This window comes from Mesorhizobium waitakense (assembly GCF_056431085.1).
The window spans coordinates 94,697-118,986 of record NZ_JBWKME010000062.1 but is presented as its reverse complement, the minus strand read 5'-3'; the positions used below and the strand labels follow the sequence as shown (position 1 = coordinate 118,986).

30 protein-coding genes and 1 pseudogene are annotated in these 24,290 nt (G+C 65.1%); 18 read left to right on the top strand and 13 right to left on the bottom strand.

What is annotated here, in order from left to right:
- Nucleotides 1–96 precede the first annotated feature (96 nt).
- A pseudogene (locus AC07FD_RS15075) lies at nt 97–1,088 on the bottom strand (carbon-nitrogen hydrolase family protein).
- Between the two features lie 192 nt (nt 1,089–1,280).
- Entirely contained in the window at nt 1,281–2,171 is an 891-nt protein-coding gene (locus AC07FD_RS15070) for a LysR family transcriptional regulator (RefSeq protein ID WP_478350461.1), read from the bottom strand.
- 154 nt (nt 2,172–2,325) lie between these two features.
- Here AC07FD_RS15070 and AC07FD_RS15065 point away from each other — a divergent pair, with 154 nt between their 5' ends.
- The 4 genes from AC07FD_RS15065 to AC07FD_RS15050 are packed head-to-tail and all read left to right on the top strand — an operon-like array spanning nt 2,326 to nt 4,856.
- Entirely contained in the window at nt 2,326–2,721 is a 396-nt protein-coding gene (locus AC07FD_RS15065) for a (R)-mandelonitrile lyase (protein ID WP_478350460.1), read from the top strand.
- Nucleotides 2,722–2,724: 3 nt separating this feature from the next.
- Nucleotides 2,725–3,096, top strand: a complete 372-nt coding sequence (locus tag AC07FD_RS15060) for a DUF2255 family protein (protein WP_478350459.1) — start codon at nt 2,725–2,727, stop codon at nt 3,094–3,096.
- 12 nt (nt 3,097–3,108) lie between these two features.
- Nucleotides 3,109–4,098 carry an aldo/keto reductase gene (locus AC07FD_RS15055; protein WP_478350458.1) on the top strand — a complete coding sequence of 330 codons (990 nt, stop codon included), beginning with the start codon at nt 3,109–3,111 and terminating at the stop codon, nt 4,096–4,098.
- A gap of 17 nt (nt 4,099–4,115) precedes the next feature.
- Nucleotides 4,116–4,856, top strand: a complete 741-nt coding sequence (locus AC07FD_RS15050) for an SDR family oxidoreductase (RefSeq protein WP_478350457.1) — start codon at nt 4,116–4,118, stop codon at nt 4,854–4,856.
- Between the two features lie 12 nt (nt 4,857–4,868).
- Here AC07FD_RS15050 and AC07FD_RS15045 read toward each other — a convergent pair whose 3' ends face one another.
- Nucleotides 4,869–5,459 carry a cation efflux transmembrane domain-containing protein gene (locus tag AC07FD_RS15045; protein WP_457153586.1) on the bottom strand — a complete coding sequence of 197 codons (591 nt, stop codon included), beginning with the start codon at nt 5,457–5,459 and terminating at the stop codon, nt 4,869–4,871.
- Nucleotides 5,460–5,745: 286 nt separating this feature from the next.
- Between AC07FD_RS15045 and AC07FD_RS15040 the strand changes: the two genes are divergently transcribed.
- The 11 genes from AC07FD_RS15040 (at nt 5,746) to arsK (ending at nt 14,560) form a co-directional block, all read left to right on the top strand.
- Complete coding sequence (locus AC07FD_RS15040) at nt 5,746–6,213, top strand: N-acetyltransferase family protein (RefSeq protein ID WP_478350456.1); 468 nt, start codon at nt 5,746–5,748, stop codon at nt 6,211–6,213.
- A gap of 375 nt (nt 6,214–6,588) precedes the next feature.
- The gene (locus AC07FD_RS15035) at nt 6,589–8,022 is read left to right on the top strand and encodes an aldehyde dehydrogenase family protein (protein WP_478350455.1); all 1,434 of its coding nucleotides are present in this window, start codon (nt 6,589–6,591) and stop codon (nt 8,020–8,022) included.
- Nucleotides 8,023–8,193: 171 nt separating this feature from the next.
- Nucleotides 8,194–8,595, top strand: a complete 402-nt coding sequence (locus tag AC07FD_RS15030) for a hypothetical protein (protein ID WP_478350454.1) — start codon at nt 8,194–8,196, stop codon at nt 8,593–8,595.
- Between the two features lie 132 nt (nt 8,596–8,727).
- Nucleotides 8,728–9,156 carry an antitoxin Xre/MbcA/ParS toxin-binding domain-containing protein gene (locus AC07FD_RS15025; protein ID WP_478350453.1) on the top strand — a complete coding sequence of 143 codons (429 nt, stop codon included), beginning with the start codon at nt 8,728–8,730 and terminating at the stop codon, nt 9,154–9,156.
- The gene (locus tag AC07FD_RS15020; RefSeq protein WP_478350452.1) at nt 9,150–9,848 is read left to right on the top strand and encodes an RES family NAD+ phosphorylase; all 699 of its coding nucleotides are present in this window, start codon (nt 9,150–9,152) and stop codon (nt 9,846–9,848) included. Before AC07FD_RS15025 ends, AC07FD_RS15020 begins: the two co-directional genes overlap by 7 nt.
- Before the next feature lie 116 nt (nt 9,849–9,964).
- On the top strand, nt 9,965–10,297 hold the full coding sequence (locus tag AC07FD_RS15015; protein ID WP_095091162.1) for an ArsR/SmtB family transcription factor: 333 nt from the start codon (nt 9,965–9,967) through the stop codon (nt 10,295–10,297).
- 67 nt (nt 10,298–10,364) lie between these two features.
- Nucleotides 10,365–11,054, top strand: coding sequence for an aquaporin (locus tag AC07FD_RS15010; RefSeq protein ID WP_478350465.1), 690 nt, complete (start codon nt 10,365–10,367; stop codon nt 11,052–11,054).
- Complete coding sequence (gene arsC, locus AC07FD_RS15005; protein WP_478350451.1) at nt 11,051–11,473, top strand: arsenate reductase (glutaredoxin); 423 nt, start codon at nt 11,051–11,053, stop codon at nt 11,471–11,473. The genes AC07FD_RS15010 and arsC overlap by 4 nt, the downstream gene beginning before the upstream one ends.
- A gap of 63 nt (nt 11,474–11,536) precedes the next feature.
- On the top strand, nt 11,537–11,857 hold the full coding sequence (locus AC07FD_RS15000) for an ArsR/SmtB family transcription factor (RefSeq protein ID WP_478350450.1): 321 nt from the start codon (nt 11,537–11,539) through the stop codon (nt 11,855–11,857).
- A 44-nt stretch (nt 11,858–11,901) separates the two neighbouring features.
- Nucleotides 11,902–13,326, top strand: a complete 1,425-nt coding sequence (locus AC07FD_RS14995) for an NAD(P)-binding domain-containing protein (RefSeq protein ID WP_478350449.1) — start codon at nt 11,902–11,904, stop codon at nt 13,324–13,326.
- Entirely contained in the window at nt 13,319–14,560 is a 1,242-nt protein-coding gene (gene arsK, locus AC07FD_RS14990) for an arsenite efflux MFS transporter ArsK (protein ID WP_478350448.1), read from the top strand. The genes AC07FD_RS14995 and arsK overlap by 8 nt, the downstream gene beginning before the upstream one ends.
- 10 nt (nt 14,561–14,570) lie before the next feature.
- Here arsK and AC07FD_RS14985 read toward each other — a convergent pair whose 3' ends face one another.
- The 7 genes from AC07FD_RS14985 to AC07FD_RS14955 all read right to left on the bottom strand — a co-directional run bounded on the left by AC07FD_RS14985 (nt 14,571) and on the right by AC07FD_RS14955 (nt 20,361).
- On the bottom strand, nt 14,571–15,314 hold the full coding sequence (locus tag AC07FD_RS14985) for an amino acid ABC transporter ATP-binding protein (protein ID WP_478350447.1): 744 nt from the start codon (nt 15,312–15,314) through the stop codon (nt 14,571–14,573).
- Between the two features lie 26 nt (nt 15,315–15,340).
- The gene (locus tag AC07FD_RS14980) at nt 15,341–16,015 is read right to left on the bottom strand and encodes an amino acid ABC transporter permease (protein ID WP_478350446.1); all 675 of its coding nucleotides are present in this window, start codon (nt 16,013–16,015) and stop codon (nt 15,341–15,343) included.
- Entirely contained in the window at nt 16,012–16,683 is a 672-nt protein-coding gene (locus AC07FD_RS14975) for an amino acid ABC transporter permease (protein WP_478350445.1), read from the bottom strand. Before AC07FD_RS14975 ends, AC07FD_RS14980 begins: the two co-directional genes overlap by 4 nt.
- A gap of 93 nt (nt 16,684–16,776) precedes the next feature.
- The gene (locus tag AC07FD_RS14970; protein WP_457150577.1) at nt 16,777–17,565 is read right to left on the bottom strand and encodes an ABC transporter substrate-binding protein; all 789 of its coding nucleotides are present in this window, start codon (nt 17,563–17,565) and stop codon (nt 16,777–16,779) included.
- Between the two features lie 105 nt (nt 17,566–17,670).
- Nucleotides 17,671–18,831 carry a saccharopine dehydrogenase family protein gene (locus tag AC07FD_RS14965; RefSeq protein WP_478350444.1) on the bottom strand — a complete coding sequence of 387 codons (1,161 nt, stop codon included), beginning with the start codon at nt 18,829–18,831 and terminating at the stop codon, nt 17,671–17,673.
- Nucleotides 18,828–19,328, bottom strand: a complete 501-nt coding sequence (locus tag AC07FD_RS14960; RefSeq protein ID WP_095091173.1) for an Lrp/AsnC family transcriptional regulator — start codon at nt 19,326–19,328, stop codon at nt 18,828–18,830. The genes AC07FD_RS14965 and AC07FD_RS14960 overlap by 4 nt, the downstream gene beginning before the upstream one ends.
- Nucleotides 19,329–19,488: 160 nt before the next feature.
- On the bottom strand, nt 19,489–20,361 hold the full coding sequence (locus tag AC07FD_RS14955) for a LysR substrate-binding domain-containing protein (protein WP_478350443.1): 873 nt from the start codon (nt 20,359–20,361) through the stop codon (nt 19,489–19,491).
- Nucleotides 20,362–20,496: 135 nt separating this feature from the next.
- On the opposite strand from AC07FD_RS14955, the gene AC07FD_RS14950 reads away from it, so the two are divergent.
- Both AC07FD_RS14950 and AC07FD_RS14945 read left to right on the top strand, forming a co-directional pair.
- Nucleotides 20,497–20,694: a hypothetical protein gene (locus AC07FD_RS14950; RefSeq protein ID WP_478350442.1), complete on the top strand. Its 198-nt coding sequence runs from the start codon at nt 20,497–20,499 to the stop codon at nt 20,692–20,694.
- 21 nt (nt 20,695–20,715) lie between these two features.
- The gene (locus AC07FD_RS14945) at nt 20,716–21,465 is read left to right on the top strand and encodes a sulfite exporter TauE/SafE family protein (protein ID WP_478350441.1); all 750 of its coding nucleotides are present in this window, start codon (nt 20,716–20,718) and stop codon (nt 21,463–21,465) included.
- Nucleotides 21,466–21,475: 10 nt separating this feature from the next.
- On the opposite strand, the gene AC07FD_RS14940 is transcribed toward AC07FD_RS14945, so the two are convergent.
- Nucleotides 21,476–21,925 (bottom strand): universal stress protein, encoded by a 450-nt coding sequence (locus AC07FD_RS14940; protein WP_478350440.1) that lies wholly within the window; start codon nt 21,923–21,925, stop codon nt 21,476–21,478.
- 208 nt (nt 21,926–22,133) lie between these two features.
- On the opposite strand from AC07FD_RS14940, the gene AC07FD_RS14935 reads away from it, so the two are divergent.
- Nucleotides 22,134–22,715, top strand: coding sequence for a histidine phosphatase family protein (locus AC07FD_RS14935; protein WP_457150571.1), 582 nt, complete (start codon nt 22,134–22,136; stop codon nt 22,713–22,715).
- 2 nt (nt 22,716–22,717) lie between these two features.
- Here AC07FD_RS14935 and AC07FD_RS14930 read toward each other — a convergent pair whose 3' ends face one another.
- Nucleotides 22,718–23,131 carry a VOC family protein gene (locus tag AC07FD_RS14930; RefSeq protein WP_478350439.1) on the bottom strand — a complete coding sequence of 138 codons (414 nt, stop codon included), beginning with the start codon at nt 23,129–23,131 and terminating at the stop codon, nt 22,718–22,720.
- A 78-nt stretch (nt 23,132–23,209) separates the two neighbouring features.
- Nucleotides 23,210–24,256, bottom strand: coding sequence for an RNA polymerase subunit sigma-70 (locus AC07FD_RS14925; protein WP_478350438.1), 1,047 nt, complete (start codon nt 24,254–24,256; stop codon nt 23,210–23,212).
- Between the last annotated feature and the right edge of the window lie 34 nt (nt 24,257–24,290).

Genomic DNA, 24,290 nt, shown 5'->3' with positions numbered 1-24,290 from the left:
GCATCGCCATGCGTGCCGACAAAACCGACAAGAGCTTTGCCGCGTTCATTCACCTCGCCGCCGCCATCATAAGCTCCAGATGAATATCAACAGCCCTTAGAACATGCCGCGGTCGTTGCTCCGCCGGTCGTCTCCACCAGATGCGGCTGATAAATTCCGGCTCGTGCCGTTCGCCGCCATGGCCGGGCCGGGTCTCCTGGATTGTTGTCGATATCGACGACGGCGATCGAGGGCGTTCCATCGGCCGGGCATTGCACCGCCCACCGGCCGCCGGGAGCAACGATGCCCGAAGGGGCGGTCTGGCCGTGTTGCGCAGCGACCGAGAAACTGGCCCAATAGTTGTTGCTTGCCGCGTGCCCCTGCATCTCGACGGCGAAAGCCGGGCCATCGGTGGGAGAGATTGTCGAGAACAGGACACAGTCGACATCGAGCCTCTCATAGTCGATGAAAATCTCCGGAAAGTGCGATTCCATGCCGAGCGTGCAACCGAAGCGGAGCCCATCGACCTCGAACGTCACCGGGATCGAACCCGGCGTGTACATGAACGAGATCTTGGTGTTCGAAAGCATGCGTTCGTCGTAGCGCGTCACCAACTCGCCGCGATCGGAGACGACATACAGGCTGTTGTGGGGCCGGCGCGGTTGGCTGAGTTGATGCACCGAACCGAATACTGTCCACAGTCCAAGCTCGCGCGCAAGTGCGCGCGTCGCCTCCAGTTCCTCGCGCAGGACCGTCCATTCGAAGCGGTCCCAATCGGCAGGCCCGATTGTTGCGGGACCATTGGCCGACATGATGCGCTTGTTGGGGGAGCAGGTCGCGCCTTCGGGAAAGTGCAGCAGCCTCGCACCCGCCTGCCGCGCCTCTCGCATCAGGCGTCGCATCTCCATCCCGCTATCGCGCAGCTTGGCGATGTTGCGAGGGTCATCATGGACGGTGGTTTGCGCCACGGCCAATCGCAGCGACCTGGCTTCGGGCGCGGGATCATCCGGCGCGTCGCGGTGAAAATGCCTGAGAGCGGCCGTGTAGGACTCGCCTGTCTTGGCAGCGCGAGCCCGCACGCGACGTTTGAAATTTGCGTTTTGGGTCATTGTCATGGCCTTTCACGTTCCGGACGGAGTTCCCCAGCAACCACATTCGAGACGATCGGACCAAAGACAGCGGCCTGAGACTCGAAGTCCCTTTGCCTCCGTTCAAGACCGTGCTGGGGACAGCCCTTGGAGGTTCGGCGCAGGCCACGCCGCGCAGATGATGCCGATGCGGTCCTGCTTCGTCAACTCCATCTAGCCGCGGTAGCGCAAGGCATCGACCAGCAGCGAGAAGGCCGGCGTCGCCTGTCGCCGGCTGGGGTAATAGAGGTGGTAGCCGGGGAAGGGCGGGCACCAGTCGGCCAGCACCCGCACCAGCCGGCCGTCGGCCAGATCGGTCGTCACCTGGTCCTCGGGTAGGTAGGCGAGACCCAAGCCGGCAAGCACAGCATTTAGCCGCAGCGCGGCAGTGTTGAACACCAGCTGGCCCTCGACCCGCACCTTCAGTTCGCGATCGGCCTTCTCGAATTCCCAGGCATAGAGCCCGCCATAGGTCGGTAGCCGCAGATTGATGCAATTGTGCGTGGTCAGGTCCTGCGGCGCGCGCGGCTTTGGCCGGGCGGCGAAGTAGGCCGGCGCGCCGACCACCGCCATGCGCATGTCGGGGCCGATGCGCACCGCGATCATGTCGCGCGCCACCTGTTCGCCCAGCCGCACGCCGGCGTCGTAGCGCTCGGCGACGATGTCGGTCAGGCCGTAATCGACGATGATCTCGATCCTGATGTCGGGATAATCGGGCAGCAGCCTGGTGATCGCCGGCCACAGGACCGCATCGGCGGCGTGCTCGCCGGCGGTGATGCGGATGGTGCCTGCGGGTTTTTCGCGAAATGCGCTCAAGGCGGCGAGTTCCATCTCGATCTCGTCGAGCCTCGGCCCGATGCTGCGAGCCAGGCGCTCGCCCGCCTCGGTCGGCGAGACGCTGCGCGTGGTGCGGGTCAGAAGCCGCACGCCCAGCCGCTCCTCCAGCGTCCGCAATGTGTGGCTGAGCGCCGATTGCGAGACGCCCAGCCTGGCTGCCGCTCGGGTGAAGCTCCGCTCACGCGCGACGGCGAGGAAGGCGGTCAGCTCGTTCATGTCGCGCGGCATTCATGAGTCCTTCTCATAAGTACATGCCGGATATAGCAGCTATTCGCGATCAATCGCAGGTCTTAAATAGGCATCATCGCAATCGGGCGGCCCAAAAGGCGCCGGCTCTGAGGCCGGCGGCCGTGTCTGGCCCCGCGTCGAGAAGGGATAAACCATGGAAATCAAGCGAAGCGGCTCTCAAGCCTCGGGCAAGGGTCCGGGTGACTGGTTCACAGGCACTGTCCGCATCGATCCGCTGTTTCAAGCCATCGCGCCGGCGCGTGCGGCCGGCAGCGCCGTTACCTTCGAGCCCGGCGCGCGCACCGCTTGGCACACCCATCCGCTCGGCCAGACGCTGATCGTCACCGCCGGCTGTGGCCGCGTGCAGCGCGAGGGCGGCCCGGTCGAAGACATCCGGCCGGGCGACGTGGTTCGTTTCGAGCCGGGCGAGAAGCACTGGCATGGCGCGGCACCGACCACCGCCATGACCCACATCGCCATCCAGGAAGCGCTGGACGGCAAGGCCGTCGACTGGATGGAGCACGTCGGCGACGCGCAGTATGGTAGGTGACAAATGACGTGGTCGAAGGACGAACTCGGCAGGATCGCCGCGACCGACGATCTGCACATCGCGCCGCTGCGCGATGATCGCGTGACCTTTGGCACGCCGACCTGGATCTGGTCGGTGGTGACCGAAGGCGAACTCTATGTGCGCGGCTACAATGGCCAGAAGTCGCGTTGGTACCAGGCTGCGGTCAAGCAGAAGGCCGGTCGGATCACCGCCGCCGGCATGACCAGGGATGTCACCTTCGAAGCAGTCGATGGGCCGGTCAACGACCGTATCGACGATGCCTACCGGGCGAAATATGCGGCAAGCCCATACCTCGTCCCGATGATCGGTGCGCGCGCCCGCGCCGCGACCGTCAGAATCCTAGCGAAGACATGAAGGAGAACTGAGATGCAAAAGCGCAAACTGGGCCAGGGTGGCCTCGAAGTCTCGGCCATCGGGCTGGGCTGCATGGGGATGAGTCATTCATACGGGCAACCGATGGAGACGCCGGATGCTGTCCGCCTGATCCGCTCCGCGTTCGAGCGCGGCGTCACCTTCTTCGACACCGCGGAGGTCTATGGCCCGTTCAAGAACGAGGAGGTCGTCGGCGAGGCGCTGCAGCCGATCCGCGACCAGGTGGTAATTGCCACCAAGTTCGGCATCGACATTGCCGGTACAGCCGGACACGACGGCATGGACAGCCGGCTGGGGCATATTCGCGAGGTCGTCGAGGCGTCGCTAAAGCGGCTTAGGACCGACCATATCGACCTCCTCTACCAGCACCGCGTCGATCCGGTCGTGCCTATCGAAGAGGTGGCCGGCGCGGTGAAGGACTTGATCAGCCAAGGCAAGGTGAAGCATTTCGGCCTCTCCGAAGCGGGCGTGCGCACCATCCGTCGTGCGCATGCGGTGCAGCCGGTCACGGCATTGCAGAGCGAATACTCGCTGTGGTGGCGTGAACCCGAGGAGGCGATCCTGCCGGTCCTGGAAGAACTGGGGATCGGCTTCGTGCCCTTCAGCCCGCTGGGCAAGGGCTTCCTCACCGGCGCCATCGACGCCAGCACGACGTTCGACAGCAGCGACTTCCGAAACACGGTTCCGCGTTTTGCAGAGGAGGCCCGCAAGGCGAACCAGGCGCTGGTCGATGCGATCGTCAAGATCGCAGCCGGGAAGAAGGTGACCCCCGCACAGGTCGCGCTCGCCTGGTTGCTGGCTCGCAAGCCTTGGATCGTTCCGATCCCCGGCACGACTAAGCTCAATCGCCTTGAGGAGAACATCGGATCGGCCGCCGTTACGCTGAGCGTGGACGATCTTCGCGACATCGAGAACGCGGTCTCGGCGATTGCCGTGCAGGGAGAGCGCTATTCGCCACAACAAGCGGCGAGGATCGATCGCTGAAGCGGAAGGAAAATCCCATGACCGAGAACATCAAGGGCAAGGTCGTCGTCATCACCGGCGCCAGCAGCGGGCTCGGCGAAGCCGCCGCCCGGCTTCTGGCGAAAGAGGGCGCAAAGCTGGTGCTGGGCGCGCGCCGCCTCGACCGGCTGCAGGCACTCGCCGAAGAGCTGTCGCTCAGCAAGGACGCCATCCTGGCGACCGACGTGACTGATGTCGCCCAGGTCCGGCGGCTTGTCGACCATGCGGTCGAAACGCATGGCCGCGTCGACGTCATCATCAACAATGCGGGCCTGATGCCGCACTCGCCGCTGGAACGCCGCAAGGTCGAGGACTGGGACCGGATGATCGACGTCAACATCAAGGGCGTGCTCTACGGCATAGCCGCGGCGCTCCCCCACATGAAGACGCAGAAGAGCGGCCATATCATCAACGTCTCGTCGGTCGCCGGCCACAAGGTGGGGCCTGGCGGCGCCGTCTATGCCGCGACCAAGCACGCGGTGCGCGTCATCTCGGAGGGCTTGCGCCAGGAGGTAAAACCCTACAACATCCGCACCACCATCATCTCGCCGGGTGCCGTGGCGACCGAATTGCCCGACAGCGTCACCGAGCCCGATGTCGCCGAAGGCGTGCGCGCACTCTATGACCGGGTGGCGATCCCCGCCGATTCCTTCGCCAGGACGGTGGTGTTCGCCGTGAGCCAGCCGGACGAGGTCGACATCAACGAGATACTGTTCCGGCCAACGGCGCAGGAGTATTGAAGGCGCAGTGCCTCAGCTTGAAATATGGCTTTGCGCGAACTCGCGTCTTGCAGCCGTGAAGACCTCGCGGGCGGCGTCCGCATTCATGACTGCGATTGCGAGGCCAACGATGATATCTGGCCAGGCTGAGTTCCACACGAAGGCCGTGACCAGGCCGGCGGCAATGATCGAGACATTCGCCAGGACATCGTTGCGGGCCGACAGGAAGGCCGCATGGGTAAGACTGCCGCTGTGATGGCGATAGCGAGCGAGCAAGAGCGCGCATGTCAGGTTGACGAGGATCGCGCCGGCCGCGGTAAGCGTCAGCGGAACGGGCGCTGGCGGGATTGGAACGTTGAATTTCTCCCAAGCGGTCCAAAGGGTCGCCAAAGCCGGGATCAGAAGTACGCCCGCCAGCGCCATCCCGAGCCGCGCTCGATTGCGGATAGTCCAGCCCAGCGCGACCATGATCAGCAGGTTGACGGATGCGTCCTCCAGAAAATCGATGCTGTCCGCGAACAGCGATACCGATCTGATCCAAACGGCCACGGCAAACTCGATGCCGAAATAGCCAAGGTTCAGGATGGCGACCATCCGCACCGCTTTGCTCAGCGTCCCCGTCATCCCTTGTCCATCGATCAATTGCCGTTACCGCAAGGCATATAGGGATTCCACGGCATGAGACATTGCCGATTGAGCGGCTGTCTTGACAGCACCTCGCTTCCTGCTCCAGCTTGACCCCCATGTTCGTCTTTGCGCCAGCCGACACCAAGCGACGCCGCCCCTGCACAGTGCGGAGCGGCAAGCTGATTGCGCGACGACAAGGACCGGCACGATAGATCCGGTTGGTTCGTTTCCAGCCCGCCCGCGACATCCGCCGGCGGGTTTTTTCATGCTCTGGAGCATTTTCATGACCATCACTTCTTCCATCCGGCTTCGGCCGGCCGACCCGGCGGACGCCACCGCGATCAGGGATATCGTGCGCGCCGCCTATGCCAAATGGGTGCCGGTGATCGGCCGCGAGCCGCTGCCGATGCGCGCCGATTACGACAAGGCCGTCGCCGAGCATCCTTTCGATCTTGCCGTCGAGGAGGACGGCATTGTCGGGATGATCGAAACGATCCTGGCCGACGACCATCTCTGGATCGTGAATGTCTGCGTCGCACCGCGGGCACAGGGCAGGGGCATCGGCCGGCTTTTGCTGGAGCATGCCGAGCGGAGGGCGACCGAAGCCGGCCGCCACGCGCTTCGCCTGCTGACCAACGGCGCCTTCGAGGCCAATGTGTCGCTCTACAAAAAGCATGGCTACACAATCGACCGGGAAGAGCCGTTCATGAACGGGGTGACGGTCTATATGAGCAAGAAACTGGCAGGCTGATGTGGGTGGCCAGTACACGGCTCAAAGGTAGCGCCCTGTGGCGCCCCCCTCTGTCCTGCCGGACATCTCCCCCTCAAGAGGGGAGATCGGCCGCCACCACACGGCCTTTGCTAATCGCGGATGTCGCAGGAAGAGCGCCGGCGCCCAAGCTGCCAATCTCCCTCCTTGTGGGGGAGATGTCCGGCAGGACAGAGGGGGGCGCGAAGGAACTCGACGGCGGGTTCTTCACCGCTTCCGCTAAAGCGTAACGGGCATATTGCACACGGCTGGCTCAATCACTTGGCTCTTGCGTTTGACAGCGGCGTTTGTGCATCGTTATCTCCAGCCACATATGACGGCCGGCGAAGCCATGCGGCGCACCCCAAGGAGAAAACCATGTCACACAATCTGCAGTTCTATATCGATGGCGCGTGGGTCGATCCTGTTGTGCCCAACACATTCGACGTCATTGATCCCTCGAACGAGGATGCCTTCGCGCAGATCTCGCTCGGCTCCAAGGCCGATGTCGACAAGGCGGTGGCCGCCGCCAAGCGCGCCTTCAACACCTTTGGCTTCACCGAAGTCGGCGAGCGGCTCGAACTGTTGAACCGCATCATCGAGGTCTACAAGAAGCGCAGTGCCGATCTGGCGCTCGCCGTGTCGCGCGAGATGGGCGCGCCGCGCCAGTTCGCGCTCGACAGCCAGGTGGGCGTCGGCCTTGCGCATCTGCAGAAGATGGCCGACGTGCTGAAGAGCTTCGAGTTCCGCCATGTCAAGGGCAGCTCGCTGGTGGTCAAGGAGCCGATCGGCGTCGTCGGCCTGATCACGCCGTGGAACTGGCCGCTCAACCAGATCACCTGCAAGGTCGGTCCCGCCCTTGCGGCCGGCTGCACCATGGTGCTGAAGCCGTCCGAGGTCGCGCCGCTCGACGGCATCATCTTCGCCGAAATCCTGGACGAGGCCGGCGTGCCGAAGGGCGTCTTCAACCTCGTCAATGGTGACGGACCGGGCGTCGGCCAGGCGCTGTCCAGCCACCCCGACATCGATATGATGTCGTTCACCGGTTCGACCCGCGCCGGCATCCTGGTGGCCAAGGCCGCCGCCGATACGGTCAAGCGCGTGCATCAGGAGCTCGGCGGCAAGTCGGCCAACATCCTGTTTGGCGATGTCGACCTCGCGAAGGCCGTCACCAAGGGCGTCGCCGGCTGCTTCGGCAACAGCGGCCAGTCCTGCAATGCGCCGACGCGCATGTTCGTGCCGCGCGACCGCCATGACGAGGCTGCCGGCTATGCCAAGGCCGCGGCGGAAAAGTTCACCGTAGGCCCCGCCGACGCGGCCGGCACGAAGCTCGGCCCGGTCGTCAGCCAGGTCCAGTTCGACAAGATCCAGGAGCTGATCCAGAGCGGCATCGACGAGGGTGCGACGCTGGTCGCCGGCGGCCCGGGCCGTCCGGCCGAACTCAACCGCGGCTACTACGTCCGGCCGACCGTGTTCGCCGACGTCACCCACGACATGCGCATCGCGCGCGAGGAGGTCTTCGGACAGGTGCTGGCGATCATGCCCTATGACAGCGTCGAGGAGGTGATCGAAACCGCCAATGATACGGTCTACGGCCTTGCCTCCTACATCCAGGCCAAGGACATGCAGAAAGCGCGCGAAGTGGCGGCGCGCATGCGCACCGGCAATGTCTACATCAACTATCCGACCTGGGACGCCGGCCTGCCGTTCGGCGGCTACAAGCAGTCGGGCAACGGGCGCGAATATGCCGAATACGGTCTTGAGGATTTCCTCGAGATCAAGGGCATCGCCGGCTACGAGGCGGCGGAATAGGCACGACGCAGTTCCGGGCCGACGGCAATGCCGGCCCGTCCTGCAATTCAAGGGCGCGGTCCGCACGGTTGGCCGCGCCCTTGCTGTTTGGAGGCCTCGGCTGCCTGCCTGGATGCCAGGGCAAGCAAGCCGCCGGGGCGACATGGCTTCGTTGCTCGCGGAAAGTGACTGATGATAGGCTGGATTGCCGGCAGCGGGAGGATTCGAGCCTTGAGTGTGGGGAGTTCCCAGCCAAAGCTGGAAGGACAGGAGCCCGACGAGAGCCACTACCAGGTTTTTGTCGACGATCATTTTCATTATCGAGATGAGAGCCACCGTTACCTCGACGGAAAATTTCCAACCTACGATGAGGCGGTGGAGCGGTGCCGCGCCATAGTCGACAGCGAACTGGAAGATGCTTTCAAACCCGGAGCGACTGCCGAAGAGCTGTTTGAGAAATACAGTTTGTTTGGCTCGGATCCGTTCATAAAGACACCGCCGGGGCTGCGGGTTGATCCGCCTTTTTCCGCTTGGAATTATGCGTTGGAGCGGTGTGAAATCCTGGCTCGCGTCTCGACCGTTCCAAAAACCTGATTGCGCGCGGCCCACAGCTTTTGGCTAAGCGCTGATGGGGATTCACGGAATGCGTCTGATCCTCCGTTGGATCCGTTTCTTGCCAATTGGCAAATGCATGCTATATATCTGCCAATAGCGAGGACGCAAAAAATGCAGCTTCAGCCCATAGTCACCACGCCGGCCACAGTTGGAAGCGCCATTTCGGATGAAGAGGCGGGCGCGCTGGCGCGCACCACCGTCAACCTGTTCAAGGCCTGGAACCTCACCGACCTGGAGGCCTGCATCCTGCTCGGCGGCATGTCGGCGCGCACCTGGGCACGTTGGAAGACTGGGGCACGCTGGAAGGAGGGCGGCGTCGGCAGGATCGACCGCGATCTGCGTACCCGCATGGCGCACCTGATGGGCATCCACAAAGGGCTGCGCTATCTCTTTACGGAGCCGGCGCGCGGCTATGCCTGGATCCGCAAGCCCAATGCCACTTTCGGCGGCCAGTCGGCGCTCGACCTGATGCTGCGCGGCGAAATCTCCGACCTTGCCGCGATGCGCGAATGGCTCGATGCGGAGCGTGGTGCATGGTGAGTGGGCTCGCGGTCCGGCGCCGCGTCCACTGGCAGCAGACCTTCCGCATCATCCGCTCCATCCATCCGCCAATCGACCTCTTCGAGGATATTGCCGACCCGCGTGACTGGGAGGCGCTGGCCGCGGTCGAGGAGAAGACCAACCCGCGCATCAGGCTCGAGATCGGCGACCTTGGCAAGGTGGCGGCCACAAGGCGGGTCTCCGGCCCTGGCGCCAGCTTCGTGATGGCGCCCTTCGTGCATTGTTCGATCCTGCGGCCCGGTCGGTTCTCGGATGGCAGCTACGGGATCTATTATGCCGGCGACAGCGAAGAGGTGGCGCTCGCCGAGACCATTCACCACCATCAGAAATTCATGCGCGCCACCAACGAGGATCCGGGCTGGACGGCGGATTTCCGCGTGCTGGTCGGCAGCGTCGACCGCGACCTCGACGACGTGAACGCGGTGCCCGGCGTGCTCGATCCCGACGACTACACCGCCTCGCAAGCGGAGGGGCGGGCGCTGCGTGCGACCGGCAGCGACGGGCTGGTGTGGAACAGCGTGCGCATGCCGGGCGGCGGCTGCATCGGCATCTTCTCGCCGGACGCCATCACCATTCCGGTCCAGGGCCGGCATTACAGCTATCACTGGGACGGCGCCCGCGTGGATTTCGTGCGCGAGCACGATACGGGCAAGGTGCTGGCCGTCACCTGATGGCTGGCGAGAGCGAATTGCATCCGCGGTGAAGACCCGCTTGGTTGCAACCGCCCCGGATCCCGCTTTACAGGTCGCGGCAAAGTCGATATCCACAAATCCAAGGATCCGGATATATGGATAAAAAAGGCACGTTGAACGCGCTGGCGGCCCTTGGCCAGGAGACGCGACTGGATGTTTTCCGGCTGCTCGTCCGCGCCGGTCCGGAAGGCATTCCGGCGGGCGAGATCGCCACAAGGCTGGATACGGTCCAGAACACCATGTCGGCGCATCTGAAGGTGCTCGCCCATGCCGGGCTGATCCACCCCCAACGCGATGGCCGGATCGTGCGCTACGTCGCCGACATGACCGGGTTTCGGGACCTCCTGGCCTATCTGATGGAAGATTGCTGCAACGGCGCGCCGGAACTCTGCCGTCCCGTCATCAATGCCGTGACCTGTGACTGCTAGGAGCACGCCGATGAGCGAAGTGGCTGTACGAGATCGCCCGCACCCTGCCGAAGGCCAGCTGAGCGCCGTGGCGAACGACCTGCCACGCCGCTGCGTTGCCGAAGCGCTGGGAACCGCGCTGCTGGTCGCGACGGTGGTCGGCTCCGGCATCATGGCATCCCGGCTGACGCACGACATTGCCATTTCGCTGCTCGGCAACACGTTGCCTACGGGAGCGATCCTTGTCGTGCTGATCACGATACTCGGGCCGGTTTCAGGAGCGCATTTCAATCCGGCGGTCACGCTGGTGTTCGCGCTCCGCCGCGAAATCGACGCGAGGGCAGCGCTCGCCTATGTCGTCGCCCAAATTGTCGGCGGCATCGCCGGGACATTCCTGGCGCACGCCATGTTCGAACTGCCGATCCTGCAGGCCTCGGTGACGGTGCGGACCGGAGCCGGGCAATGGCTCGCCGAGGCAGTCGCAGCTTTCGGCCTCATCTTCACCATCCTAGCAGGCCTGCGCTTTCGTTCCGACGCGATCCCCTGGCTGGTCGGGCTTTACATAACAGCCGCCTACTGGTTCACGGCCTCGACCTCATTCGCCAATCCGGCCGTCGCAACCGCGCGTGCCTTGTCGGACACGTTTTCCGGCATCCGCCCGGTCGACCTGCCGGGTTTCATATTAGCCGAATTGCTGGGCGCGCTGCTGGCCATGGCCCTGGCGGGCTGGCTGCTTGCCGAACCGAAACCAACCAGACAGATGCAGGCCGCGAAATGACCATCACCATCTATCACAATCCCGATTGCGGCACCTCGCGCAACACGCTGGCCATCATCCGGCAGTCGGGCGAGGAACCGGAGGTGATCGAGTATCTGAAGACGCCGCCGTCACGACAAAAGCTGGTCGAGTTGATCGCTGCCATGGGCATGACACCGCGCGAGCTGCTGCGCGAGAAGGGCACGCCCTACGGCGAACTCGGCCTTGCCGACCCGAAGTGGTCCGACGACGAGATCCTCGATTTCATGCTGGCGCATCCGATCCTGATCAACCGGCCGATCGTGGTGAGCCCGCTCGGCGTGGTGCTGGCCCGGCCGTCGGAAAAGGTGCTGGACATCCTGCCCAACCCGGACATCGGCGCGTTCAACAAGGAGGATGGCGAGGTGGTCATCGACGCTTCGGGCAAGCGGGCCAGCTGATGCTATTTCCAAATTTTTCGAAATTTGGTTGACGACTCGACAGGCGCCGCGTAGCTTATTTCCATGAAACTCGAAAAAGCAGCCACCCAGCTCGAAGCGCTCGGCAACCCGACGCGGCTTCAGCTTTACCGCATCCTCGTGCGCGCCGGTGACGACGGGCTTGCCGTCGGCAGCGTCCAGGGCAAGCTCGATATTCCGTCCTCGACGCTGTCGCATCATCTCAAGCGGCTGGTCGACACCGGCCTTGTGACGCAGGAACGGCAAGCGACGACGCTGATCTGCCGCGCCAACTATCCCGGCATGAATGCGCTGATCGGCTATCTCGCCGACGAGTGCTGCGCGGATGCCGCCTGCGCGCCTGCCGTCGTCAAAGCGCTGGCCTGATTTTTTTCGCTTTGTAATTCGAAGATACCGGAAGGATCGAACATATGGACATGATGGCAAACCTTCCCGTCGCGGTGATCGGCGCAGGCCCGGTCGGCCTCGCCGCCGCCGCGCGTCTGGTCGAACGCGGCATCCGCCCGCTGATCCTGGAACGCGGCGAAAGCGTTGGCGCCGCACTGCTCGAATGGGCACATGTGCGGGTGTTCTCGCCATGGCAATACAATATCGACGCGGCGGCGCGGGCGCTGCTCGACCGCTCCGGCTGGACGGCGCCAGACATGCGAGGCCTGCCGACCGGGGGCGAGATCGTGCGCGATTATCTGGCGCCGCTTGCCGCACTTGCCGGCATCGCCGCCAATTTGAAGCTCGGCGCCGAGGTCACCGCGATCACCCGCCAGGGACATGACAAGGTCGCCAATGACGGTCGCAAGGACGCTCCCTTCGTCATCCGCTACCGCGATGCGGGCGGCGAGCACCGCGTTCTCGCGTGCGCCGTCATCGACGCGTCCGGAACATGGTCGCGGCCAAACCCCATCGGCGTCGACGGGCTGCCGGTTGCCGGCGAAGACGCGGCTTGCGAGCGCATTGCCTATGGCATTCCCGACGTGGTCGGCAAGGCCAGGGACAGCTATGCGGGCAAGCGTGTCCTCGTCATCGGCGGCGGGCATTCGGCGATCAACGTCGCCCTGGCGCTCATGGAGCTGCAGGACGCAGCACCTGGCACCAAGATTTTCTGGGCGCTGCGTCACGCCAGCGTCGACCGGCTGCTTGGCGGCGGGCTGAACGACCAATTGCCCGAGCGTGGCGCGCTTGGCCTCGCCGCCAAGCAGGCGATGGCCGATGGAAGGCTGAACATGCTGGCGGCTTTCGCCGTCAACCGCATCGAAATGCAAGGCGAGGGGCTTGCCGTCGACGCCAGCCTGGCCGGCAAGCCATTCAGCCTTTCCGTCGACCGCATCGTCGTCACCACGGGCTTCAGGCCCGACCTGTCGTTCCTCGGCGAAATCCGCCTCGCACTTGATCCCGCCGTCGAAGCGCCGCCGGCGCTGGCGCCGCTGATCGATCCGAATTTCCACTCGTGCGGCACGGTTCCCGCGCATGGCATCCGGGAACTTGCCCATCCCGAACCCGGCTTCACCATCGTCGGCTCGAAGTCCTACGGACGCGCCCCGACCTTCCTGATGGCGACCGGCTACGAGCAGGTTCGCTCGGTGGTCGCCGACATTGCCGGAGACCATGTCGCGGCGCGCGAGGTGCGGCTGGTGCTGCCGGAGACCGGCGTGTGCAGCGCCGATGTTGTGACGGGATCGGACAGTGCTGGTTGTTGCGGCGGGCCCGCGCCCGCCAATGTCGATGCCTGCTGCGTCGAGGATGCGGACGCCAAGGCAAAGGGTGCGTCGGGCTGCGGCTGCGCAACGGGCCCATCGGCTGGCGCCAGGGCGACGGAAGCCGTGGGCGTCGATGCCTGACCGGTCTGTCCTGCGCAAGGCGGTATGGGCGCTCGGGCTGACGCAGATTATTGGCTACGGCACGCTCTATTACAGCTTTTCGATCCTGGCGCCGGCGATGGCCAGGGAGTTCGGGCTCACGGAAGGGTGGGTGTTCGGCGCGCTGTCCGCCTCGCTGTTTGCCGGCAGCCTGTTCGCGCCCACGGCCGGGCGCTGGGCCGACCGCTTCGGCGCCGGGCGCATCATGACCATCGGCTCGGTCGCGGCAGCCGTCGCGCTGGCGCTGTGCGCCGTCTCGCCCGGACGCGTGACCTTTGTTCTGGCCTTGCTGGCGATGGAGCTGGCCTCCAGTTTCGTCCTCTACAGCGCCGCCTTCGTGGCGATCGTGCAGATCGGGGTTCCCCGGCCGCAACGCAGCATCACTCACCTGACGCTCATCGCAGGGTTCGCCTCGACCCTGTTCTGGCCGCTGACCTCGGCGCTGAATGCGCATTTGACATGGCGTGAGGTCTATCTGCTGTTCGCGGCGCTCAATCTCGGACTCTGCCTGCCGATCCACGCCTGGCTAATGCGCCTGTCGCGCCGTCACGCGACGGCCGCGCCGCAAGAGCGCGGGCCAGCCCATGAAGCGGGCGCGGCACTCGATCCGCGACGCGGGCAGGCCGTGTTCCTGCTGATGCTGGCGGGCTTCGCCTCCGAGGGCTTCGTGCTGTCGGCGATCCTCATCCACATGGTGCCGCTGACGGCGGCACTTGGGCTCGGCACGGCCGGCCTCTTCGTTTCGACCCTGTTCGGGCCGGCGCAGGTCGCCAGCCGGTTGATCAACATGCTGTTTGGCGGGCGGCTTCAACAAACGCATCTCGCCGTCATTGCCGCGTCGCTGCTCACGGCCGGGCTGTGCGCGCTGCTGTTGACCACGCCATGGCTGCCCGGCGCTTTCCTGTTCGTGCTGCTGTTCGGCCTCGGCTCCGGTCTCACCAGCATCGTCGGCGGCACCTTGCCGCTCGAGCTCTTCGGCCGCCAAGGCTATGGCGCGCGGCTGGGATGGGCGAGTGCCGCCCGCCAGTTCACCTCGGCCTTCGCGCCGTTCGCGCTGGCCTTCATGATGGCGCGGACATCCGTCGCCAATTCGCTGTGGGTGCTGGTGGTCGTCGCCGCGAGCGGCGTCATCGCCTTCCTCGCCATCGCGCTGCTGAGACGGCGCGAAAGCCGGGTTGCATTTGCGATTGGCGGCAGTCCGGAAGAGGCGAGTTAGCCCGGACTTCTCAATGTCGCAAAATCTTGCTCAGGAAAGCTCGGCTGCGGTCGGTCTTGGGGTGCGAGAAGAATTCGTCCGGCGTGCCGCTTTCGACGATGGCGCCGGCATCCATGAACACCACGCGCTGGGCGACCTTGCGGGCAAAGCCCATTTCGTGCGTCACCACCATCATGGTCATGCCTTCCTCGGCGACCGCCACCATGACGTCGAGCACTTCCGAGATCATCTCGGGGTCGAGCGCCGAGGTAGGCTCGTCGAACAGCATGATCTTTGGCCGCATGCCGAGGCAGCGCGCGATCGCCACGCGTTGCTGCTGGCCGCCGGAGAGCTGCGCCGGATAGGCGTTGATCTTGTCGGCCAGCCCGACCTTGGCCAGCAATTCGCGCCCGGCCTTTTCGGCTTCAGTGCGCGGGATCTTGCGGACATGGATGGGCGCCAGCGTCACGTTTTCGAGCGCCGTCTTGTGCGGATAGAGGTTGAACGACTGGAAGACGAAGCCGATCTCGGTGCGCAGCTGCGTCATGTTGGTGGCGGGGTCGCCGAGGCGCTGGCCGTCGACGACGAGATCGCCATCCTTGATCGCCTCCAGGCCGTTGACGCAGCGGATCAGCGTGCTCTTCCCCGAGCCGCTCGGGCCGCAGACGACGACCACCTCGCGCGGCTCGACGCTGAGCGTGATGTCCTTGAGCACGTTGAGCGCGCCGAACCATTTGTTGACGCCGCGAAAGTCGATCATACCGGTTTTGGTCATATTTGCCGGACCTTTGGGGTTCGCAGTCACAGCTGCACCTCGCCATGCGCCGCGCCCATGCGGCGCTCGAGCCGGCGGGCGAGCATGATCAGGGGATAGCAAACGATGAAATAGCCGACGCCGACGAGGAAGAAGACCAGCAGGCCGTTGGGGACGCGCTGCACCACCAGCCAGCCGACGCGGGTGAGGTCGGTGAGCCCGATCGCCGAGACGACCGAAGAGTCCTTGATCAGCAGCACATATTGTCCGACCAGCGGCGGCAGCACGATGCGCATCGCCTGCGGCAGCACCACCTGGCGCATGCGCTGCCAGCGCGACAGGCCGGATGCCAGCGCTGCCTCGACCTGGCCGGTCGGCACCGAACGGATGCCGGCGGCGACGATCTCGCAGATGAAGCAGGCGGCGAGGTTTGTCAGCGCGATGATGCCGGCGGTGAAGGCGTCGAGCTCGATGCCGAGCTCCGGCAGGATGAAGAAGATCAGGAAGATCTGCACCAGGAACGGCGTGCCGCGGATCAGGTCGACCCAGGCGCCGATGACGCTGCCCACCAGCCGGTTGCCGCCGGTGCGCAGGATGCCGAGACCGAAGCCGAGCAAGGTGCCGAGCACCAGGCTGATCAGCGACAGCACCACCGTCATGCCGAGACCGCGCAGCGCCAGTGGATAGCTGCCGGCGAGGCTTTGCAGCTGTTGCCAGATCATGTCCGCGCCCCCGCAGTGCCGAGCCAGCGACTGGAGAGAGCAGCCAGCCCTTTCAGGCAGTAGTAGAGCAGCAGGTAGAAGGCGGCGATGGTGAGGAAACCTTCCGCCGGCATGAAGCGGTCGGAAGCGAGCAACTGGCCGGCGCGGGTCAGTTCGGCGACCGAGATCAGCGACAGCAATGCGGAATCCTTGACCAGTACGATCGCCTGGCCGAGCAGCGGCGGGATCGTCACCTTGAAGGCTTGCGGCAGGATGACCAGGCGCATGCGCTGGACATAGGTCATGCCCGAGGCGACGCTGGCTTCGACCTGGCCACGCGGGATCGACAGGATACCGGCACGAATGATTTCAGCGACATAGGCGCCGCTGTTCAACGACAGCGCAAGGATACCGACGACCAGCTCGGGCAGGACGAAGCCAAGCCGGGGCAGGCCGAAATAGAGGAAATAGAGCTGCGCCAGCAAGGGCGTGGCGCGCACGGCGTCGATATAGGCCTTGGCTGGGGCACGAAACAGCCAGCCGCGCTGCAGATTCATGGCGCACAGCACGATGCCGACGGCGAGCGCGCCGAGAAAGGACAGCGCCGACAACCACACGGTCGTGACCAGGCCCTGCCCGAACAGGGGCAGATACTCGACGATGGTGCGGAAACTGAAATTCTCGAGCATCGCTGGGCGGTTCCCCAAAGCGGGCGAAACGAAAGGCCAGGCGGCTTCGCGGCGCTCAAGACGCGCGCAAAACCGCCTGGATCCCAAGGCTGGTTAGTGGTCCTTCTTCCAGGCGTCGGAATTGACCCAGTAGTCGAGGTTCTTCTGCAGGCGGCCGTCGATGCTGACCTGGTCGAGGAACAGGTTCATCCAGACCAGCAGGTCCGGCTCGTCATAGCGGGTGGCGAAGGCAAGCGGTTCCTTCGACAAAAGCTCCGGCATGATGGTGAAGGTGCCGGCCGGGTAGGCGGTCGACTGGCCTTTCACCGCCGAGACGTCGTTGACGCCGCAATCGGCCTGGCCGTTGTTTACGGCGTCGAGCAGCAGCGGACCGCCGCCCTTGTAGCTCTTGATGTCGGCATCGGTGAAGACGGCCTTGGCCTCCTTCTCGCCGGTGGCGCCCAGCAGCACGGCGATCTTGGTGCCCTTGGCCTTGCAGTCCTCGGTGGTCTTGAACTTGCTGTCCGCCTTGGTGAACACGGTGCTGCCCGTATACATGTAAGGTTTGGTGAAAGCGACCTTCATGCCACGCGCCAACGTTGGCGTCATGTCGGCGACCAGAAGGTCGGCCTTGCCCGACAGCAGCGCCGGGATCAGGCCGTCCCAATCGAAGTCGAGAAAGGTGATCTTGACGCCCATTTCCTTGGCCATCAGCTCGGCCAGTTCAACCGAACTGCCGGTGCGTTCGCCATTGGCGCCGACCAGCGAGAAGGGCGGTCCTTGTGTCTGCACGGCGACGCGCAACTCGCCGCGCTTGGTGATGTCGTCGAGCGTTCCGGCGCTGGCCGCGGTGGCGAGCCCGGCGAGCGCAAGTCCAGCGATGAAAAGTCTGGCAATCTTCATTTGGCATTCCTCCTTGTTTTATTGTTCCACGTTGTTGTTTCACCCTTCGGGGTGCTTTTTTGAGCGGCAGCGCCGTTGCCGGCGGCAGCCACCGTTCGAAAACCCTCAGTCCCAGGCCACCGTCTCGGTCACAGTGATGCCGCGCCTGGCCAACTCGTCGAAGAAGCGGCCATCGGGCACATCGAGCAGCGGGTTGAGCAGGCCTGGTTTGGTGATCTCGCGCCGCGCCAGCATCTGCGCCACGATGCTGGCGGGATAGCCGACGCCGAGGCTCATGCCGAACAGGCCGGAGGCCAGGTCGCGCTCGATGATCAGGTCCGAGGTCACCGTCTTGCGGCGGCCGCCTTCGAGGCCGGAAAAGACATTGCGCATCACGCAAAGGTCCTTTTCGCCGGGGCCGTACTGCAGTTGCGGCCCGAGCAGCCGGCCTAGGAATTCGCGCGGGCTGGAGCCGGTGCCGGGCACCTTGTCTTCGGAGAGGAAGCCCAGCTCCTTCAGCGGCGCCCAGAAGGCCGACCATCCCGGCCAGCGCAGCGTATAACGGCCCGAGCGGCGCAGCCCTCTTGCTGCGTCCAGCATCTCGACATAGTGCAGCGCATCGCCATTGGGGAAGGCCTCCAATGCGCCCAGGCCCGCGACCTCGATCTCGTGGATGAAGGGGTTGTCGTGCTGCTGGCCGGCCGGCACCGCGACGCGTTCGCCGTCCTTGATCATCACGCTGTCGCGGTTCTGGCTGACCAGAACCATGTCGAAGTTCCAGCTCACCTTGTAGCAAAGGGGCTTGGCCATCGCCTTCGGCTCGGGAATGCCGCCGCAATAGGAATCGATCGCGGCGATGGTATCGAACTGCCTTGCGGCGCGCGCGTAGAGCACAAGGTCGATGCCGGGATCGAGCCCGCATTCGGCCATGATCGGCACACCAACCTGTTCGGCGGCCGGCGCCAGGTCGGCGATGACCTTGCCGTAGTTGGTGGTGACCAGCGGCGTGCGCGTTGCGATCGCGGCCTGGACCGCCTCACGCATCAGTGGCTGCGGCAACAGGTCGATGACCGCGTCAGCATTCGCCAGCACGCCGGCCAAGGCAGGGCCGATCGCTCCCTTCGGTACCACGAACCGCACGCGGGCAAGGTCGGTCAGGCCGTCAAGGCGAGCCGCGCCGTCCGGCGCCGTGTCGACGCAAATCACCTCCTCGGCACCGCTGGCGACGAGATCGGCGATGGCCGCCCGGCCTTGCAGGCCGAGGCCGCCGAGAACCGCTATTCTCATGCCGGCTCCTTGCGATCGTCCGACCAGCAGCCTTCCGGCAGGCTGACCCATTTGTTGCACGACGCCATGACGACGAAGGTCTCGCTGCGAACGACTTCGCCCGGCTCGCCGGCCCCCGGGATCAGCTCGCTGGTGACGCGGTAGAGATCGGCGACGTCACCGGCCACGGTCACGTCGACGATGATGTCGAAGCGCCCGGTGACCACCGAAGCCGAGTTGACGAAGGGCAGTTCGGAAATGCGCTGCGCCAGCTCGCGGGCCCGGCCGCGTCCTTGCGCATTGATACCGACAATGGCCGAGATCAGTTCTGGGCGCTCGGTCAGGTTCAAGAGCCCGACGATCTTCAGCAGATTGCGGTCGAGCAGATTGCGCAGCCGCGTGCGCACCGTCGGCACCGAAATCGCCAACATCTCGGCGAGCCGGTTTATGCCCGGCTGTGCGTCCTGCGACAGCTGTTTGACCAGCCGCCGATCAGTCAGATCGAGATGTTCCCGCAAAGGCTCTTTCTTTCATAAAAAGAAAAAAGGTCGGCAAATTATTTGCCTATATGAAAACAAGCTATGTCACGAACTTTTGAAAAGCAAGGTGTTGTTTTCGCACCAAGTGGCATGGTGCGTCGTCTGGCGCGGTTGCGGTTGCGCTATTGCGTTGCCGGGTTCAGACCAGCGCGGCAGCCAGCAATTTCGCTTGCGGCGTCAATTCGTCGAAGCGGCGGGCGCACAGATTGAGCTGGCGAGTTGCCCAGTCGTCGGTGAGCCGCAGGCTGCGCAGCGAGCGTGCCGAGTGGCGCGCCGCACTTTCCGGGACGATGGCGATCCCGGCGCCTTGCGCGACGAGGCGGCAGACATTGTCGAGGCCGGGCACTCGGATGCGGATATGCAGATGACCACCAAGGCGGGCGGCCTGGCGTGTGACGTGCTCCTGCAGCGCATGGCCTGTGCCGAGCCCGACGAAGGGTTCACCGAGAATGTCGGCGAGGCTGGTGGCGCGGCCTTCCAGTCCGGGCCAGTTCCGCGCGGCGACCACCACCAGCCGGTCGATGAAGAACGGTTTCTGCTCGAGATGCGACAGGCCGGCCCAGGTCGCGGCGATGCCGAGATCGGCCGCACCGCTGGCCACCGCCTTGGCGATCTCATGGCTGGGGCGCTCGTCGAGATCGATGTCGACCTGGGGATGCGTGACAAGGAAAGCCGGCAGGACACCACGCAGCAGCTCGCCGGTGGCGGCGGTGTTGGCGAGCAGCCGGACGCGGGCGCGAAGACCGGAGGCGTAGGCGCCGAGGTCGCCGGCCATCGCCTCGATCTGGTTCTGCACGGTGCGCGCATGGTGCAGCAGCGCCTGTCCGGCCGCCGTCGGCACCACGCCACGGCGGCGGCGTTCCAGCAGCGGCGTTCCGAGGCGATCCTCCATGCCCTTGATGCGGGCGCTGGCCGAGGCCAGGGCAAGGCCGGCGAGTTTGGCGCCACGGGTGATGCTGCCGCGCTCGGCCACCAGCAGGAACAGCCGGAGATCGACCAGATCGAAGCGCATTCTTTGCTCCTGAAAACAGTTCGGCAGCCGCGCAACCCCAGGTATCAGCCTTCGTCCTGGACGAAGGCTGATAGTGCAATTTCCACATTGTGACCGGCCCGCATCTGCGTCAAACAGTTTCGGTGGAGATGTCTGATGACCGAACGAACATCTGGCCGTCCCGGCATTCTTGAAAGCACGGCGATTGTGCTGGCCGTCGCCGTGGCCTGCCTTGCGATGGTGCGGGCGGAGCCCGGCCTGCGAGGATGCGCGACGACCTCCGTCAGCCGCGATGCCGCGCCGGCAAAGTCCAGCCCTGAGGCCGATGCCACGGACATGCTGCTGCATGACTGATCCTGCCCTGAAGGTGCGATCGTGCTGAGCGCCGGTGTCATCACCTGGATCGGTGCGGTGTTTCTCGCCGCCGGCGTGGTCAAGGGCGTCGTCGGCATGGGTTTGCCGACCGTGGCGATGGGGCTGCTGGCGGTGACGATGCCACCGGCGCAAGCCGCCGCCTTGCTGCTGATCCCGTCGCTGGTCACCAACCTCTGGCAGTTGTTGACGGGTCCGTCGCTCGACGGCCTGTGCAAGCGGCTGTGGACGATGATGGCCGGTGTCGTACTCGGCACCGTCGCCGGCGCCGGCCTTTTGACCAGCTCGCACACGGGATTTGCCTCGGCGGGGCTGGGCGCGGCGCTGGTGCTCTATGCGCTTGTCGGCCTCGCCAGGGCCGGCTTCACCACGCCGGCGCGCTACGAGACGTGGGCGTCGCCGCTGGTCGGCGTGGCGACCGGGCTGGTCACCGGCGCCACCGGCGTCTTCGTCATTCCGGCCGTGCCCTATCTGCAGTCGCTGCGGCTGGACAGGGAAGACCTGATCCAGGCGCTCGGCCTTTCCTTCACTGTCTCGACGGCAGCGCTGGCCATCGGACTGTTCAGAACGGGAGCTTTCGCATCGCCGACGGTGCAACTGGCGGGATCGGTCGCAGCCCTTGCGCCGGCGCTGGCCGGCATGGTCGTCGGCCAGGCGCTGCGTCAGCGGATGAGCGTCGAGACCTTCCGCACGGTGTTCTTCGTCGGGCTGCTGGCGCTGGGGGTCTATCTCGCGGGGGAGGTGGTGCTGTAGCCGCGCAGGCCTACCGAACCACCAGGACCGGGATTTCGGTTAAGGACAGCACCTCCGCGGTCTGGCTTCCCAACAGCAGCCTGCCCAGTCCCCGGCGGCCGTGCGAGGCCATCACGATCAGGTCGCAGCCCTCAGCCTTCGACAATTCCAGGATCGCCTCGGCGGGCTTCTTGTCCTCGATATGCACCACCTCAGCGCGCACATTCGCCAGGTCAGCCGACGCCTTGCATTTGTCGAGCACGTCCTTGGCGTATCGGCGACCACCTTCCTGATAGGCGACGAATTCGTCGCCGGCGGCATAGCCGGCCATGGTACCGCCCCAGGCGAAGATCGGGAATGGCTCGGTGACGTGGACAAAGGTAACGGTGGCGCCGAGGCGGCTGGCCAGCGCCAGGCCGTGGGCAACGCCCTTGTCGGCCAGTTCCGATCCGTCCGTGGCGATCAGCAAATGTGTGTACATGATGATGTGACCTGTTGTGCCAGGGCCGACACGCCCTTGTGGTGGTGAGAGCCTGTAGCGGCTGACCTTGATATAGTTGCGCCACCGGGCTCATCACAGGGGCCAGCTCGATGCGGATCAAGGCCAGGCCATTGCACACTTTCGCGTTGGCCGGATTCCCCTTTGCCGCGTCCTCCTCTAAGGTGCCGGCGATTTGAGGGACACCCATATGAGCAGCGCATATCCGCAGATCCATCTGGTCCGCCATGGCGAGACGGCGTGGAGCCTTTCGGGGCAGCACACCGGCCGCACCGACATGCCCCTGACGCCGGCCGGCGAGGCTGCCGCGCGCGGCGTCGCCGAGCGGTTGAAAGGCCTGTCGTTTTCGGCCGTATGGTCGAGCCCGTCGCAGCGCGCCTACAACACCAGCGTGCTTGCCGGCTTCGGGGCAGAGAGCGTCAAGAACGACGATCTGCAGGAGTGGGACTACGGCGCCTATGAAGGGCTGACGACAAAGCAGATCCTGGCCGAGCGGCCGGGCTGGAACGTGTTTCGCGATGGTTGCCCGAAGGGCGAGACGGCGGCCGATGTCGGCGCCCGGGCCGACACGATCATCGCCGCGCTGCGCAAGGCCAATGCCGACATTCTGGTGTTTTCCAGCGCGCATTTCCTGCGCGTGCTGGCGGCGCGCTGGATCGGCCTGCCGCCGGAAGGCGGCGCGCTGTTCGTGCTGGACACCGCAAGCATCAGCGTGCTCGGCTACGAGCACGATCTGACCGAGCCGGTCATTCGCAAGTGGAACCAGAAATAGTTCTAGGCAACGCCCTGCTTGTCGAACTTCTTGATCGCCTCGGCGGTCACGGGCGTGAAGAAATTCACCAGATTGCCGTCCGGGTCGCGGAACAGCAGCGAGCGGTTGCCCCAGGGCATGGTGGTCGGCTTCTGCACGGTTGCGTCCTTGATGGTGTCGGACAGCCTGGCGAATTCCGCGTCGACATCGCCGACGCGGAATTCGATGATGGCGGTGTGGTTGTCGGCGGGGCGGGCGACGTAGCCGCCGAACAGCTGCAAGGTACGCGTGCTGCCGATCGCCAGCGTGCAGGCCGGTGTCGCCAGTTCGGCGAAGTCTTCGGTGTGGATCGTCACGGGCATGCCGGTGATCTCGCCGTAGAATCGCACGAGGCGCTGGACATCCAACGTGATGATGCGGACCGAGACGAAATTCATCGCATTTGCTCCCTGATTTGCTGGAGCCACGGTCGGGCTCGTGCGCAGATATAGACCAGCCCTCCTGACAGCTTCCCGTCAGGAGGCCGGCCAGACAGGCGGCAGGCCGAAGGGAGCAAAAAGGTCGGGGCCGAGCGGGCCGACATAGACCGTCAGCGAGGCGATCCCGTCGTCGGCCGGCTCGATGATATGCAGCGACTGGGCGCGCCATTCGGAATCCTGATGGCGCCGCGCATAGATCGCGACCGCGGGCTGGCCGTTCGCGCGGGTGGCGACCGGCTGGTAGCCGGCGAAATTGCCCCAGACAGTCTTGAAGAAACCATGGATCGCCTGGCGGCCCTTATACCAGTCCAGCCATGGCGGCATGTGATAGGTGGCGTCCTCGCGCAGCAGCTCGATGAAGCCGTCGAGGTTGGCGGACTGCCAGGCCTGCATGTAGCGCTCCAGCAGCAGGCCCTCTTCGCCGGTGGGCCGCGATCGCTGCAGCGGACGCCCCTGCGGATAGCGTGCCCCAAGCGTTGCGCGGGCCCGCTGCAGGGCGCTGTTGATCGAAGCTGCGGAGCCGCCCAGCAATTGCGCGCTCTCGAGCGCCGACCAGCCCAGCACGTCGCACAGCAAAAGGGCGGCGCGCTGCCTGGGCGGCAAGGACTGGATCGCGGCGACGAAGGCGAGCTGCACCGCTTCGCGGGTCTCGTAGCGCGCTTCCGGGCCCGGCTCGCCGTCGATAAGGTCCGGCAGCTCGGTGTCCGGGTAGGGCTCCAGCCAGGCGAGTTCGGCGGCGGGTCCGGCAGCGGCGCGCCCCTCGGACGGCGGCCGTCCGGGCTGCTCGACAATGCGATGCGCCGATGACCTCGCCTTGATGGCGTTGAGGCAACTGTTGGTGGCGATGGTGTAGAGCCAGCCGCGGAGCGAGCCGCGGCCATAGAATTGCGACCGGCCGCGCCAGGCTTTCAGGAACGTGTCCTGGACGAGGTCGTCGGCCTCGTGCAGCGTGCCCATCATCCGGTAGCAATGCAGCTTGAGTGCGCGGCGATGGGCCATTGTCAGGCGCTCGAAGGCCAGCCGGTCGAGGATCGGCTGGCCTTGCTCGCCCATTGGCTCAAGCGGGCCAGGAGCGTCTGTCATGTCGAGCCCATCGTGTTGAATGCGACTGGCATCC